Annotated in this window: 13 protein-coding genes and 1 tRNA gene; 13 read left to right on the top strand and 1 reads right to left on the bottom strand. The window is 49.0% G+C overall.

The genetic code is table 11. The features are described 5' to 3' along the window. Nucleotides 1–32 precede the first annotated feature (32 nt). The 9 genes from DHAF_RS11925 to DHAF_RS11965 all read left to right on the top strand — a co-directional run bounded on the left by DHAF_RS11925 (nucleotide 33) and on the right by DHAF_RS11965 (nucleotide 9,342). The gene (locus DHAF_RS11925; RefSeq protein WP_015944010.1) at nucleotides 33–734 is read left to right on the top strand and encodes a metal-dependent hydrolase; all 702 of its coding nucleotides are present in this window, start codon (nucleotides 33–35) and stop codon (nucleotides 732–734) included. Nucleotides 735–1,072: 338 nt separating this feature from the next. Then, nucleotides 1,073–1,279, top strand: coding sequence for an alpha/beta-type small acid-soluble spore protein (locus DHAF_RS11930; RefSeq protein ID WP_015944011.1), 207 nt, complete (start codon nucleotides 1,073–1,075; stop codon nucleotides 1,277–1,279). Between the two features lie 136 nt (nucleotides 1,280–1,415). Continuing rightward, nucleotides 1,416–2,729: a DRTGG domain-containing protein gene (locus DHAF_RS11935; RefSeq protein ID WP_005814651.1), complete on the top strand. Its 1,314-nt coding sequence runs from the start codon at nucleotides 1,416–1,418 to the stop codon at nucleotides 2,727–2,729. A gap of 151 nt (nucleotides 2,730–2,880) precedes the next feature. Then, entirely contained in the window at nucleotides 2,881–6,453 is a 3,573-nt protein-coding gene (locus tag DHAF_RS11940; protein ID WP_015944012.1) for a DNA polymerase III subunit alpha, read from the top strand. A 26-nt stretch (nucleotides 6,454–6,479) separates the two neighbouring features. Next, nucleotides 6,480–6,971 (top strand): pantetheine-phosphate adenylyltransferase, encoded by a 492-nt coding sequence (gene coaD / locus DHAF_RS11945; protein ID WP_015944013.1) that lies wholly within the window; start codon nucleotides 6,480–6,482, stop codon nucleotides 6,969–6,971. Between the two features lie 139 nt (nucleotides 6,972–7,110). Next, nucleotides 7,111–7,311, top strand: a complete 201-nt coding sequence (locus DHAF_RS11950; protein WP_011459626.1) for a putative signal transducing protein — start codon at nucleotides 7,111–7,113, stop codon at nucleotides 7,309–7,311. 2 nt (nucleotides 7,312–7,313) lie between these two features. Then, nucleotides 7,314–8,228, top strand: coding sequence for an acetyl-CoA carboxylase, carboxyltransferase subunit beta (gene accD / locus DHAF_RS11955; protein ID WP_005814657.1), 915 nt, complete (start codon nucleotides 7,314–7,316; stop codon nucleotides 8,226–8,228). Beyond that, nucleotides 8,228–9,187 carry an acetyl-CoA carboxylase carboxyltransferase subunit alpha gene (locus DHAF_RS11960; RefSeq protein ID WP_005814659.1) on the top strand — a complete coding sequence of 320 codons (960 nt, stop codon included), beginning with the start codon at nucleotides 8,228–8,230 and terminating at the stop codon, nucleotides 9,185–9,187. The genes accD and DHAF_RS11960 overlap by 1 nt, the downstream gene beginning before the upstream one ends. 68 nt (nucleotides 9,188–9,255) lie before the next feature. Continuing rightward, a tRNA-Leu gene (locus DHAF_RS11965) sits at nucleotides 9,256–9,342 on the top strand. 312 nt (nucleotides 9,343–9,654) lie between these two features. Here DHAF_RS11965 and DHAF_RS11970 read toward each other — a convergent pair. Further along, nucleotides 9,655–10,071: a hypothetical protein gene (locus DHAF_RS11970; protein WP_015944014.1), complete on the bottom strand. Its 417-nt coding sequence runs from the start codon at nucleotides 10,069–10,071 to the stop codon at nucleotides 9,655–9,657. A 1,056-nt stretch (nucleotides 10,072–11,127) separates the two neighbouring features. Between DHAF_RS11970 and DHAF_RS11980 the strand changes: the two genes are divergently transcribed. The 4 genes from DHAF_RS11980 (at nucleotide 11,128) to DHAF_RS11995 (ending at nucleotide 14,537) form a co-directional block, all read left to right on the top strand. Continuing rightward, the gene (locus tag DHAF_RS11980; RefSeq protein ID WP_015944015.1) at nucleotides 11,128–11,796 is read left to right on the top strand and encodes a hypothetical protein; all 669 of its coding nucleotides are present in this window, start codon (nucleotides 11,128–11,130) and stop codon (nucleotides 11,794–11,796) included. A 342-nt stretch (nucleotides 11,797–12,138) separates the two neighbouring features. Next, nucleotides 12,139–13,323 carry an antirestriction protein ArdA gene (locus DHAF_RS11985; protein WP_015944016.1) on the top strand — a complete coding sequence of 395 codons (1,185 nt, stop codon included), beginning with the start codon at nucleotides 12,139–12,141 and terminating at the stop codon, nucleotides 13,321–13,323. Then, nucleotides 13,320–13,922: a hypothetical protein gene (locus DHAF_RS11990; protein ID WP_015944017.1), complete on the top strand. Its 603-nt coding sequence runs from the start codon at nucleotides 13,320–13,322 to the stop codon at nucleotides 13,920–13,922. Before DHAF_RS11985 ends, DHAF_RS11990 begins: the two co-directional genes overlap by 4 nt. A gap of 3 nt (nucleotides 13,923–13,925) precedes the next feature. Next, entirely contained in the window at nucleotides 13,926–14,537 is a 612-nt protein-coding gene (locus DHAF_RS11995; protein WP_015944018.1) for a hypothetical protein, read from the top strand. Nucleotides 14,538–14,577 lie beyond the last annotated feature (40 nt).

Raw genomic sequence — 14,577 nt, forward strand, 5'->3', positions numbered from 1 at the left:
TGTTGATGAGTTGCACTTAAGGAGTGGTAAAAATGGAAATTCGCTTTCACGGTCATGCTTGCTTCGAAATCATTGGGGAAAAGGGCAGAATACTGATTGATCCTTTCCTGAAGGGGAACCCGGCAGCCGATGTGGGGCCGGAACATTTCACTCACCTGGACGGGATTCTGGTTTCCCACGGGCATTCCGATCATTTAGGGGATGCCATCGAACTCTCACAAAAGACCGGAGCCCCTCTTATTTGTGTCTTTGAGCTGGCCCGTCTCTGTGCCAGGTATGGGGCGAAGACCCATGCCATGCATATCGGCGGCAAGCATACCTTTAACTTTGGCACGGTGCGTTTGACCCAAGCCCTGCACGGCTCGGTCTTTGAACCGCCGGGAGAAGAAGAATCCTTTACTTATGCCGGTATGGCCTGCGGATTTTTGATCCAGATGGATGGCAAGTGGATTTATCATGCGGGGGATACGGGGCTTTTCGGGGATATGGAGCTGATCGGACGGCGGCACCCCTTGGCAGCCGCCATGCTGCCCATTGGGGACAACTACACCATGGGGCAGGAGGAAGCGGTCTATGCCGCTACCCTCTTAAGGCCCAGTTATTTGATTCCCATGCATTATAATACCTTTCCGGTTATCCAGCAGGACCCTCAGGAGTTCATCGAGCTTTTAAAGAGAAAGTTCCCGGCCAGCAAAGGGGAGATTTTAGCCCCTGGCCAATCTCTGATCATTTAATCTTATCATTTAATTAATAATTGATAGAGTTATTGTTTTAATACCTGCCGTTTAGGTGGGTATTTTTTATGGGTGTTTCGGAGAAACTCTCTTTATACCTATCTATGCTTTAAATAAGCGATGGATAGATAACGCGGCTCATCGGACGCTGTTGCCGGTAAACACTCTGCGCCTGGCAAGTTTTGGATAAGGAGTTGATTCACAATGACACGAAGACCTTGTGCAGCTAATTGCTATTACTATGTTGAGGGTCGCTGTCGCCTAAAACAACAACCCATTGAGAAAAGGCACCTTTGTCCGTATTTCGAGGGACAAGGGATGAGCAGGGGGATGATTTGATGAAAGGTAAACATATTAAGCTGAAAAGAACAGATCCGCTGGAAGCGTTGAAAATGGAGATTGCCGCAGAATTAGGCCTTATCGATCAGGTTCGCTTAAAGGGCTGGCATTCACTTTCAGCAAAAGAGGCCGGAAAAATCGGGGGCTTAATGACCCAGCGCATCAAAAGCAGAAGCCAGCAGGAGAACGAGAATTCCCTGGATTAGCTTGGCTTTGAATTATATAACAGTTGCTGATTCGACAAAATATTTTTCAAAATAAAACCGGGAATATGCCTTTCAGACCACCGGATGTGGTATAATTGAGTCTGAAAATCGCTTGATAAAGTAGGGAGCGTTACGATTGAGTCAGACGAAACATCAACAAATTTTAAGTTTCATTGAAGGCCTTGCCGTAGGCAGCAAGGTCTCTGTCCGCTTTATTGCCAAAGAGCTTGATGTCAGCGAAGGAACCGCTTACCGGGCCATTAAAGAAGCAGAGAATAAAGGATATGTCCGTTCCATCCCCAAAGTGGGGACCATCCGTATTGAAGGAGCTAAGGAACGGCGCATTGAAGATTTAACCTTGCGTGAAGTCTCGCAAATTGCTGAAGGGATTGTGCTCTGCGGTTTTGAAAGTCTGGATAACTCGCCCAACAAGTTTTTGATTGCGGCGATGGAATTGGACGCCATGGAGAGATACTTAGAAGACAATTCTTTGTGTATCGTAGGGAATCGTCACGATGCCCAATTGCTTGCTTTGCAGAAAGGCTCCCCTCTGCTGATTACCGGAGGATTTGAACCCCAGGAGGATATCATCCAACTGGCTAAAGCCAATCATCTGGCTATTATTCAGACCCCTTATGATACCTTTGCCGTGACCACCATGATCAACCGGGCCCTTTATGATCGTTTGATTGAAAAAGAGCTTATTTTAGTTGAGGACATTATGGTCAAGGATGTGAATTATTTGACCACCCGTGCCACCGTAGGAGATTGGCACGAGCTTTCACAGCAAACCACCCACAGCCGCTTTCCCGTTGTGGACGAGGAGAATATCGTGGTCGGCATGATTACGGCCATCGATGTAGCCGGCGCCGAGATGAATACTTCCGTGGTGGAAGTGATGAATCCCAACCCTTATGTGGTGGGCAGGGAAGACTCCGTAACCCATATTTCCCGCATTATGCTTTGGGAAGGCTGGGAGATCGCCGCAGTGGTTGACCAAGGAGTGCTGATCGGCATTATCAGCTTGCAGGACGTCTTGGAAGCCTATCAGCAGATCCAGAAGCAGCCTCAGTTTGGTGAAACCGTGGATAATCTGATTTTAAGCGGTTTCCGTTATGTGGAGGACCCCGAGTACCTGACTATCGAGGGCGAGATTACCCGGTTTATGATCAATGAATTTGGTTCCGCCAGTCCCGGAGTTTTAGTGACCTTAATGAATATGGCCGGATACATTGCCCTGCGCAAGCAATACCGGCTGGATGCGATTACAGAGAATTTTACCTTCTATCAATTGCAGCCCATCCCCGTAGGGACGGAAGTCCGCATTACGGTCAAATTGCTGCTGGTGGCGAAAAAGCACTGCAATATTGAGATTGATGTCTATTCCAATAACCAGCTTTTGGCCAAAGCCCTGATGACCGCCAGAATGGGCGATAAAAAGGTTTCTTAGTTAATAGTTGAATTAAATAGGGGAAAAGGCCTTGAGTTATCAGGGTCTTTCTTTCATAATGGGGATAGTGTAATGACCCGCTCACATTTCGCCAAATGACTTGTCTGAAAGTGAACGTGTCATGACACTAGTACAAAAAGGAGGTCTGATTATGGGATTTGTTCACCTCCATGTCCATACGGAATACAGCCTTCTTGATGGGGCGGCCCGGATTGAGAAACTGGTGAAAAAAGCCGTCGAGCTGGGTATGCCCTCGGTGGCCATTACCGATCACGGTGTCATGTATGGTATTATTGATTTTTATAAAGCCTGCAAAAAGGCCGGCATTAAGCCCATTATTGGCTGTGAAGTTTATGTGGCCCCGCACCGGCGGACGGAGAAGGTGCCGGGACGGGATGACAACAACCGCCATCTTGTGCTGCTGGCTGAAAATGAAGAAGGGTACAAAAACCTCATTAAACTTGTCTCCATGGCTCATATCGAGGGCTTTTATTATAAACCCCGGGTGGACAAGGATATCCTGAGAAGGCACAGCCGGGGACTGATTGCCTTAAGTGCCTGCTTAGCGGGAGAAGTCTCGGAGTATCTCCTCAATAATCAGCTGGAGACAGCGGTAGAGAGTGCGTTGGAGTATGAAGAGATCTTCGGCAAAGGGAATTTCTTTTTGGAAGTCCAGGACCATGGCCTGGAGGAGCAGCAGCGGGTTAATACGGGAATGTTTGAGGTGCAGCGCCGAACAGGGATTCCCATGGTAGCCACCAACGATGTCCATTACGTCAACAAAGAGGATGCCTTTATCCAGGATGTGCTCATCTGCATTCAGACTGGAAAGAACCTTACCGATGCCAGCCGTATGAGCTTTTCCAGCGAGGAGTTTTTCTTGAAATCGGAAGCGGAGATGAATCTGCTGTTTGGCGAGCATCCGGAGATTCTGGAGAACACGGCCCGGATCGCGGAGCGCTGTCAGGTAGACTTTAAATTCGGGGACAATTATTTGCCGGTCTTTGAGGTTCCGGAAGGCTATACCCTGGATACCTATCTGAGAAAAAAATGCTATGAAGCTTTTCCGCTTTTTTACCCCAACCAAAGGACCGAAGAAAAAGAGCGGCTGGATTATGAATTAGGAGTCATCGCCCAAACCGGGTTCTCCGGCTATTTTCTGATCGTGGCGGACTTTTGTCAGTATGCCCGTCAAAATGGTATTGCCGTGGGGCCGGGCAGGGGATCTGCCGCCGCCAGTATGGTAGCTTATCTGATGGGGATTACCACTGTAGAACCGATGCAGCACGATCTGCTTTTTGAGCGGTTTTTAAATCCGGAGCGGATCAGCATGCCGGATATTGATATAGACTTTGACCCGGACGGCCGGGAGCGGGTGATCAACTATGTTATGGAAAAATACGGCGCCGATAAGGTCTGTCAGATCATTACCTTTGGAACCATGGGCGCCAAAGCGGCCATTCGTGATGTGGGCAGAGTGCTGGGAATTCCTCTGGCCCGGGTGGATAAAGTGGCCAAAGCGATCCCCAGTGACTTAGGTATGACCTTGGAGAAAGCCCTGGCTGTATCCCCCGATTTGGTGAAGCTCCTGGAAGAGGACGGGGAGATTAAGAAGCTCTATGAAATCGCCCGCTCCCTCGAAGGAATGCCTCGTCATGCTTCCACCCATGCCGCCGGTGTGGTGATCGCCAAGGATGCTCTGGATACCTATATCCCCTTGCAAAGGACTTCCGACGGAGGCTTCACCATGACCCAATTCCCCATGAAGACGGTGGAAGAAGTGGGCCTCCTTAAAATGGACTTCCTGGGGCTGCGCAACCTGACCATCATCCAGGAAACCTTAAAGCAAATTGAGGGGAATCGGGGGGAAGTGCTGGATCTGCAAAGCCTGCCCCTGGATGACAAGGCCACTTTTGACATGCTTTCCCTGGGCAACAGCACCGGTGTTTTCCAACTGGAAAGCGGGGGGATGCGCAATGTACTTAAAGAATTGAAACCATCCTGTTTTGAAGATATTATCGCGGTGGTCGCCCTGTTCCGTCCCGGCCCCATGGAGCAGATTCCAGAGTTTATCCGCCGCAAGCATGGGGGAAACGTCTCTTACCTGCATCCCCTGCTGGAGCCCATTCTCAGAAGCACCTATGGGGTGATCGTCTACCAGGAGCAGGTCATGCAGATTGCCCGGGATTTAGCAGGTTATTCCCTGGGACGCGCCGATCTGTTGAGGCGGGCTATGGGGAAAAAGAAAAAGGAGATCATGGAAGAAGAGCGGCAAAGCTTTATCTATGGTTTGCAGAGCCCCAGCGGCGAGGAGATTATTCCCGGTGCCCTAAAACTCGGCCTCACGGAAAAGGAAGCTGCGGAAATCTTTGACTTGATGGCCAAGTTTGCCGAATATGGCTTTAATAAAGGGCATGCCACAGCCTATGCCGTGATTTCTTATCAGACAGCTTACCTTAAAGCCAACTATCCGCTGGAGTTTAATGCGGCTTTAATCAGCACCGTGATGAGCTCGGCGGATAAGGTGTCCTTTTATATTCATGAAGCCCGGCAAAGCGGGATTGAAATTCTCCCTCCGGATGTTCAGTACAGTCAGGTGGGCTTCAGCATTGAAGGCCGGGGCATTCGCTTTGGCTTAGGGGCTATCCGCAATGTGGGGGTCAATGTGGTGGAGAAAATCATTGAGGCCCGTCAGGAAGGCCTTTTTGACTCCCTCTATGATTTCTGCATTCGTGTGGATGCCAAGGTCCTCAATAAGCGGGTCCTGGAAAGCCTCCTCAAAGCCGGAGCTTTCAGCTTGCTGTGTAAAAGGGCCCAAGGACTCTTAGCCTTGGATTCTATCCTGGAGATAGCCCAGCAGCGCCAAAGGGATAAAGAGAGCGGACAAATTTCCCTGTTCGATTTTGGGGACGACTTGGATGAAGGGATTGAACTCCCTGATGTCGAAGAATATTCTCCTCGAGAACTCCTGACGATGGAAAAGGAATATCTGGGTCTTTATCTCAGCGGCCATCCTCTGGAAAGTGTTCTTCCCAAGCTAAAGAATGCTGTCTCTGAGGATATTCTGACCTGTCTCGAAGGCGATGAGGAAAAGAAGGTCATCCTGGGGGGAATCGTCACCGGATACCGCACCACCGTGACCAAACGGGGGGAAATGATGGCCAGCTTTGTGCTGGAGGATTTAACCGGAACTATAGATGTTTTGGTGTTCCCGCGGATTTTTGCCCAAAGTGCCCGTTTGACGGAGGATCAGGTCGTGGTGGTGGAAGGAAGATACAACATCCGGGATGATGAACGCAAGATTTTTGCGGAGCGTATCACGGATCTGGAGAATGGGGCAGAGCGAACTAAACCGATAGGGTACAAGGACTACGAGAAAACTCAGACCCGGGAGAAAGCTCAGACTCGAACCCAGCCGCCAACTCAGCCCTCAACCCAGTCTCCCCCGAAGCTTAGTGCAGTACCTTCCGCGAAGCCCGGTGCAGTACCTGCCCGGAAGCTTTACTTAAGATTTCCTTACGAAGGGACGCCTCTTCTCGAAGAGGCCCTGCCGATCCTGCGTCATTATTCGGGAACCCATCCGGTGCTCTTCTATTTTGAGCAGGATAAAAAACTGATTCAAGGAAACCGGGAACTTTGGGTGAATGATTTGGAGGAATTGGTTCAGGCCTTGTCAAACATACTAGGGGAAAGCAATGTGGTATGGAAGGTCAATGCCATGTAAAAACGATGCGAAAAGGAGCAGGACAAGTGCGAATAGCAATTTATCCCGGAACTTTCGATCCCGTGACCAATGGGCATTTGGATATACTGAAAAGGGCGACGGAATTTTTCGATGAAGTGATCGTTGCCGTAGCTGTAGACAGCAATAAAACCACCCTTTTTTCCCTGGAAGAACGTATTCAGCTCCTGGAGACCGCTGCCGAGGAGCTGTCCCAGGTCAAAATCAGAGGCTTCGAGGGGCTGACTGTGGAGTTTGCCAGACAATGCGGAGCCAATGCCATCATCCGGGGCCTAAGAGCTATGCAGGATTTTGAATATGAATTCCAATTAGCCCTGATGAACAAAAAGCTGGCTGCGGATATTGAAACGATTTTCTTAATGACTCAGAGCGAATTCTCGTTTATCAGTTCCAGCTCGATTAAATGGGCCGCCAGCTTAAAGGGCAACATCAGTGAATTCGTCCCGCCCCATGTGGAAAGGGCTATTTACAGGAAATATCACCCAGAGATTGATGACTAAAGCACGGACAGGCTTTCTTGCAAGATGCTTTTCCCTGTGTTATTATGAAAAATATTATCTGGTCTTTAAATTAGTACCTATGGTACTTAATCTACAGAATAAAGGGTATGTTTCTCTTTTTGAACAAGGAGGATTTGCCATGTGGACCGTTATTTATATTGCGCCCAATAAAGCAATTGCCGAGAAGTATAAAAAAGCCCTTTCTGAAGAAGGAATGCTGGTTCAGCTTCGACCCATTGGCTCAGCTCATCTGGGGGATCACGCATCGGTGGAGATCCTGGTCCCTGAGTCAGAGGCGGAAGAAGCTCATGAAATTATTACTAGCTATATGGGGAGCTAGGTATGTTAAAAGATATATTTCGTAAAAAACGCAAATACGCAACTCTCAGTTCGCTGCCTCCGAAAAATTCGGAAGGGGGGCTGGCTTATTTCGACGAGCCCTCTCCGGAACAGGAATCCACCCGCAAAGAGCTCCCTGACGGTCTCTGGGTGAAATGTCCTAAATGCGGCGAAGCGCTGTTTAATAAGGATTTGGTGGAGAACCAAAGAGTCTGTCTGACCTGCAGTTATCATTTCCGCATCCCGGCCCGGGAGAGACTTGAACATCTGGTTGATCCGGGGAGTTTCGCAGAATGGGATCGGGAGCTTCAGACCACGAATCCGCTGAGCTTTCCCGATTATGAGGAAAAGCTGGCGGAAGCCTATCAGAAATCCGATGTTTCGGAATCCGTACTTACAGGCCAGGCCAGCATCGAAGGAATGCCGGTGGTTCTGGCTTTTAATGAGGGGAACTTCATGATGGGCAGTATGGGCTCTGTGACCGGAGAGAAGATTACCCGCGCTATTGAGCGGGCTATCGAACTGCGCTGTCCGGTGATTATTTTTTCCACCTCCGGCGGAGCACGCATGCAGGAGGGAATCCTCTCCTTGTACCAAATGGCTAAGACCAGCGCGGCCTTAGGGCGTTTGGCCGAGGAAGGGCTGCTCTATATTTCCGTATTGACCGATCCTACTTTCGGAGGAGTCACAGCCAGCTATGCCTCCTTAGGAGATATACATATCGCTGAACCGGGTGCACTGATCGGCTTTACAGGTCCCCGTGTCATCAAGCAAACCATGCGTAAAGAACTTCCGGAAGGTGCCCAGACTGCTGAATTCAATCAGAGCCACGGACAGATTGATTGTGTAGTGGAACGAGCAGAGATGAGAAAGGTTCTAGGACGTTTGCTGCGTTATCATCAGGAAGGGGCAGTTTAATGGCTCAACATTTTGATTTTGAAAAGCCAATTCTTGAGCTTGAACAGAAGATCGCGGAGCTGCAGGAATTCTCCAAAGAGAAGGATATCAATCTTTCGCCGGAAATCTCCAAGCTCATGCGCAGACTGGTACGATTAAGAAAAGAAATTTACGGCAACCTGGAACCTTGGCAAAAGGTTCAGATTGCCCGCCATATGGAACGACCGAATTTTTACGATTATGCCCCTCTGCTTTTTGAGGATTTTATGGAGTTCAAAGGGGATCGTCTCTTTGCCGACGACAAGGCTATCGTCGGCGGTATCGCCATCTTTCAAGGGATTCCCGTCACGGTGGTTTCCCATATCAAAGGGAGAGGGACTAAGGAGAATATTCAGCGAAACTTTGGCATGCCCCATCCGGAAGGATACCGGAAGGCTCTCCGCCTGATGGATCAGGCGGAAAAATTCCACCGCCCCATCCTCACCTTTATCGATACTCCCGGTGCGGCTTGTGATCTTGAAGCGGAGGAACGGGGGCAGGGGGAAGCCATTGCCCGCTGCTTACAGGCCATGGCTGGGTACAGCGTTCCGATTATTTGCACCGTGATCGGGGAGGGAGGCAGCGGCGGCGCCTTGGCCTTAGGTGTGGGGAACAAGGTCTTGCTGCTGGAGAATTCCTTCTACTCGGTCATTGCTCCGGAAAGCTGTGCGTCAATTCTCTGGAAGGATCCGGGCAAAGCGAAGGAAGCGGCTTCCGCTTTAAAATTCACCGCCCAGGATCTCCTGGAGCTGGGAATCGCCGACGGCATTATCAAGGAACCCCTGGGAGGAGCCCACCGGAGTGTGGAGCGGACCGCCGAGGAAATGAAGAAAACCATTGCCGAAGCCCTGGCGGAACTTCGAGAACTCCCACCGGATGAGCTGCGAACTATGCGTTATGAAAAACTTATGAACTACGGAGAATTTGAAGAGAAGGCTTGACACATTTTCAAATTCTATGCTATTATATCTAAGTCACCTGTTGCCGAGGTGACCTGCTCAGGCAGTATGCGAGTGTGGCGGAACAGGCAGACGCGACGGTCTCAAAAACCGTTATCTTTACGGATGTGTCGGTTCGACTCCGACCACTCGCACCAATCGAAAAGCCAATCCCTGCAGACATTGCAGGGATTTTTTATTTCTTCGATATTCGAAATAATAAAAATTAGGTGGAACAAAAGTGGAACATTTGATTTAAGCTGAGGTCAGCCCTTTGGGGTTGGCCTTTTTTAGTTTACTTCGCTTTTGGCTTCGCTTTGCTTTTTCGCCATTATCCATTTTAGGGCTTGGATCTCGCCGGCTCTGGCGCCAATTTCTAAGGCTAACGTCACAGCGCCTCTAGCCTCTCTTACAAAGCAAATGCCAGTTCTTTATGATCTGGCATTTTTACCGTCTTTGAAGATGATTTCCTAGAGATATTGAGAAACTTCTGGCTCAGGCTGAGAATCAAGTTGTTCAGGTTCAGGTGGCTGAGGAATTTTACTCTTGAGTGCCCCTATGAATTTTCTCCAATGGAGAGAAGCATCGACAATCTCGAATAGAAGAATCTTTACATCGTCAGGGTTATTTGCCGGATGATAACTGATAGAGAAATCGCGATTTCTTGTTCCATGCTTCTTCTTAATTTCGATGGAAACTATCTGATCGTAAAAGAGGTATTTGGGAGTTTTATCTTTCCCTATTCGTAAAGTGATAGAAAGCCTTTGTTCTGCATCATCTTGTGTAAGTCTAACACTGCTATTATCATCAAAGTCGCTGATTCCCTGAACATACATGAAGTTACAGGCAAGGTTCCCATACCAATCCCTGCTTCCAAATACAGGCAATTCAATCCCTCCGATCTGTATTACTTTTACCAAAATTATACTCAAATCATAAGGCTATTGTTACAGATAATTCATGATTGAGGCTTCATAAGCTTTGATTATCGCTTTTGCTGATTTCATTAAAAATAATGAAATAGGCGGAATACAATATGAGTGATTTACCCTGCTCCGGCGAGGTTTCAACATAAGGACAAGGTCATCAACGTGGAGCAAATCCTCAGGGTTAGCGAGGAGAAGCTGGCCGGGAACCCGATGAAAATCTACTCGTGTCAGAGCGACATTGACGGAAAGCTAAGGCGGTATGATTTGAAGTTTGAACTACAAACCTGTAAATGGTTTCTTTATAGGATGTGAAACCCCCGGGGACAATAATTCCCGGGGCTGTTTTTATCGGTCCTTATAGGATTATGTGAATTCCTATTGCGGCCACCTCCTATTTAAATATAAAAGGAATTTCTTCTGGCAAGAAGATAATCCCTGCTTTTCGACAAATGGTTACATATGTCGGTAATAAAGAGCATGACCCTATTGAGGCATCATTATGAAAAAGTGAAACAATCGATTCAAAGGTATCCCTAAATTAACGTTTACATCCCCAACACTGAAATTATAAAACCCTTGTAATCACTGCGTTTCACTGATAAACTTAACTATACCAAACGCATTGGATAGGTTTCAAAAACCGTTATCTTTACGGATGTGTCGGTTCGACTCCGACCACTCGCACCAAAAAGACAAGGCGAAAATGATTTATTGGCTGTAAAGCCAGTAAATCCGTGCCTTTCGAGGGCTTCCACTATAAAAAGTGGAAGCCCTTTTTCCGTAGATTTATGAGGGGTAATGCTTCACCCTGACAGGACTCAAACTCACAAGTAGAACAATAAATCGTAGCGCCCTTTTTGAGAGGGCTGTCAAAGATAAAAGGGCGCTACCCAAAACCCGCACAACCCAACAAACCGAAACTGCAAAAGGGCGCTGATTTTAACGGCTTGATTAAGAGCCAATGAAGTCAGCGCCCTTTTTGCATTTCAACATCAGAACAAGGAGGAAATTCATATGGTCAAAGACTTTTTCAAAGAGCTCTCCCGCGTCCTTTCCAAACATGATATTGAAACTGCTCCGCCAGAAAGAAACGCACTGCCAATCCTGATAAATGGCCGTTCCGCCTGCCATGTGGAACCCAGCGGGTATATGTGCATCTTCCCTGGTGACATTCGCTCTCCCGAAGCAAGCGAGTTATATCATAAGGTGGCGCCCTTTTCCATGGAGGTTCGTGAATACCTGACTGCGATAGAAAGGGCACCGCTTTTGGAGGCTGAGGCGTTGGACGAAGATTTTCGGCTGCTGGCAGAGTTCAACGGTACTGTCTTGGCTGGCCGAGAAACTGAATACGGATATATGTTTGTCACATGGCAGCGGGATTATAAAGGCACTGGCGTAGAGGACGGAGAATATTATCTGGACGGTTATGCGGCCGCAAAAGCGGACTTTGCCATCCGCTCCGGCTTGGTTGAAAAACAGCGCCTTTTTTCCGATGCCCAGCTTCTTGATATTTACCAGGGCATCAACGATACCTTCGATGCCGGGTACGACCTGACACCGACGGATCAGAAGAACCTGATTGGCATTCAGAGCCAGATCGAGGGCTTACTGCCGGATATCCGAGAGCAGATCGCATCACTCCAGCGGGTCAATATGGAGGCTGCTCAAGAACAATCAATGTAAGCAGCGCCCTTTTTTATATCAGTCAATAACAGAGAAAAACTACACTCAAGGGCCGGAGAACCGGGGCGTAAAAACGTCTCCATTCTCCGGCTCTTTTTGCGTTTTGGAAAGGAGAACTATGCTCATACGATACAAGAAAAATAAGCGAAGTGCCTGTTACGATTCAGACACTCTCGTGATAGGCGGCAGGATACCGCCAGCCGAGCGGCCCTGCGGTCCGTTCAAAAGCTGTGGTAACTGCCCTTATCCCTCCCATGGATTTATGTGCTACAGCTCCGAAGGAGATTGCCTCAGAACCGATATGGAGAAACTCCATCGAAAAAACAGACGGGAGGAAAGCAAATGTTAAAGCTGCAACTGCGAAAGCACGATGCCCCCTCCTACCGGACCACCGTCGTTGAATTTCCTGCCGTTGAACCGGATTTACAGAAAGAGATGGAGAAAATCGGAGTCGGCATTACAACCGAAAAGCTGTGTTTGGTTGATTCCGTGCAGGGTGACAATGGCAGCTTGCAGGCATTGGCGGGGACACTGGTCAATGCCGATGAGGTTCAGTATCTTGCCAAAAGAATGGACAGCTTTGATAAAAATGAACTGCATACCTTCTATGCTGTTGCGGAGCATGAGAAGCTGTCCGAGGTTAAAGACCTCATCAACCTCACCTTCAACCTTCACTGCTATGCGCTCATCTCTGAGTTTTCCGATGTTTCCGCCATCGGGCGGAGGTATGAACTCTGCCGTCAAACGGCGCTCTCATTAAATGAGCTGGAGAGCACGACCTATGCCTCCATCGGAAGAAGGCTCATTGGCCATTACAAAGGCGCTGTCACTTCCTATGGTGTGTTATATCCTACCGGAAACACTCCTGAACAGGCATATAACGGGGAGCAGTTTCCGGAATACCACTGGCGGGATGATGCTGTGGCGACCGTTACCCTGGAATACGGCGAATCCCACAGCAACGCCAAACACGAATATCTCTATTTCCCCTGCTGGGAGATAGAGATAGAGAAAGCAGTAAATCGGTTGGGTGCGTATACCCCTTGTGATTGCCGCACTGATCTGAGCTTTGAGGGAATGAGCGGAGAGCTATACCAGCTCTTCACAGAGGAACATCCATTGTCCGCGCATCTGCATACACTGAACAGCCTTGCAAGGTGCTATACAGGGTTTGACGAGCAGACTCGGAATGCTTTTCACGCTGTCCTTGAGATGATACAGCCCAAAACCCCGAAGGAAGCAGTTTTGATTGCGGACAATTTCTATGAGTTCACGGTTGTGCCTGGGATTAAAACCCCAATGGAATATGGCAGATACATGATCATCGACTCCGGCCGCTACGAATTTGATGCGAATCTGGAGGAATACATTGATTTCAAAAGGTACGGGGAACACCGCATCCAAATAGAAAATGGCAGCTTCACAGAATACGGCTATATTGCCTATTGGGGATGCACCCCCGCCGTGGAGGAACTGCTCCGCCAAGAGGATTCGCAGAGCATGGGAATTGGAGGAATGCAGCTATGATTACACTTCATTTGACTCGTGCCGATGACTATGCAGGCGTGTATCTGCCCCTGCCGGCCACACCCGCAGAAATTGGCGAGGCGTGGGCCGAATTGGATCATATCAGCGGGGACGTCGCATCTACCCGAATTGTAGGGGCTATCAGCAACGTATGGGGCATCGGGCAATATCTGAAGAATGCAGACGTAAACACTTCCGGACAATTTGAAAAGCTGAATCGGATCGCTGAACTCACCGGCAGCTTAGACCGCCACCAATGCCATATCTTTGAAGGAGCCTTGAATGCCGAGTCCGTGAATAGCCTGGATGATGTTATCGCCATCGGAGAACGGCTGGAGCAATACCTATTGCTCTCCGGGGTGAATACCGACCGCGAGCTGGGAGCCTACCTCGTGGAAACGGGTGTGATGCCCTTTGAAGATAGCGTCCAGCCCTATTTGGACTATGCGAAAATCGGTATCGAGTATTACTCCAATCATGGCGGCGCTTATGCGACCGGAGGCTATGTACTCAGGCGGGAAAGCGCAGAGCAGGCACTACTGGATATCGCTGATTCTTCCCAAAACAGGCAGACGCCCGGCGGCATGGAGATGGGATAAATCATGGAAACGGATTTAACAAAACGGATCAAAGCCCTCACCCATCACTACCGGCCAAAGCTGAACACTGAAAAAAGAACCATCCGATGGGCGGACGAGGTCTGGACGCCCACGGGAATCGTGGACAGCATCCGCTTTGAGGACTACTACGAGGATGAGGAATACCTCTGCAGGCTTCTGGATGGGGAGCGGTTTTCTGAGAATGAGCGGCTCACGTCAGCCTTTATGCACCAGCCCGGAAAATGCTTCCGTGATGGCAGCACAGATAAAAACGAGCAGAAATGCCATGGCTGTGTCCTGCGGTGCCATAACTGGAAAGTGGGCATGATGGTCACCTGCTTTGAGGTCAAAATCACCTACTCGGATTTCAGAAGTGCAAATGGGCACAACTTTCACGGAAATGAGAATTACTATTGCGTTCCGAAAGCGCTCGCTCCGAAAATCGCCTCTGAAATACCGGACGATATCGGAATCCTCGTATATTTTGAGGGTGAGCGCCAGTATGGTCTCAGGCAGCTCAAACCATCAGGATGGCGCGAGGTAACAGACCCAACCAAGGTGCATCTGCTCTACAACGCCATGAAAAAATGGTGTGACGGGGCGGTCTTTGTATAGCCTCCCTTGAAAGCGGAGCGCCGATTTGTTGATTTATAGG

The sequence above is a fragment of the Desulfitobacterium hafniense DCB-2 genome, from assembly GCF_000021925.1.
Classification (GTDB): Bacteria; Bacillota; Desulfitobacteriia; order Desulfitobacteriales; family Desulfitobacteriaceae; genus Desulfitobacterium; species Desulfitobacterium hafniense.

Coding starts and splice junctions, on each gene's coding strand:
- DHAF_RS11990 (WP_015944017.1), top strand. CDS start 13,320: ATGATTACACTTCATTTGACTCGTGCCGATGACTATGCAGGCGTGTAT.
- DHAF_RS11925 (WP_015944010.1), top strand. CDS start 33: ATGGAAATTCGCTTTCACGGTCATGCTTGCTTCGAAATCATTGGGGAA.
- DHAF_RS11950 (WP_011459626.1), top strand. CDS start 7,111: ATGTGGACCGTTATTTATATTGCGCCCAATAAAGCAATTGCCGAGAAG.
- DHAF_RS11980 (WP_015944015.1), top strand. CDS start 11,128: ATGGTCAAAGACTTTTTCAAAGAGCTCTCCCGCGTCCTTTCCAAACAT.
- DHAF_RS11940 (WP_015944012.1), top strand. CDS start 2,881: ATGGGATTTGTTCACCTCCATGTCCATACGGAATACAGCCTTCTTGAT.
- DHAF_RS11995 (WP_015944018.1), top strand. CDS start 13,926: ATGGAAACGGATTTAACAAAACGGATCAAAGCCCTCACCCATCACTAC.
- DHAF_RS11960 (WP_005814659.1), top strand. CDS start 8,228: ATGGCTCAACATTTTGATTTTGAAAAGCCAATTCTTGAGCTTGAACAG.
- accD (WP_005814657.1), top strand. CDS start 7,314: ATGTTAAAAGATATATTTCGTAAAAAACGCAAATACGCAACTCTCAGT.
- DHAF_RS11930 (WP_015944011.1), top strand. CDS start 1,073: ATGAAAGGTAAACATATTAAGCTGAAAAGAACAGATCCGCTGGAAGCG.
- DHAF_RS11985 (WP_015944016.1), top strand. CDS start 12,139: ATGTTAAAGCTGCAACTGCGAAAGCACGATGCCCCCTCCTACCGGACC.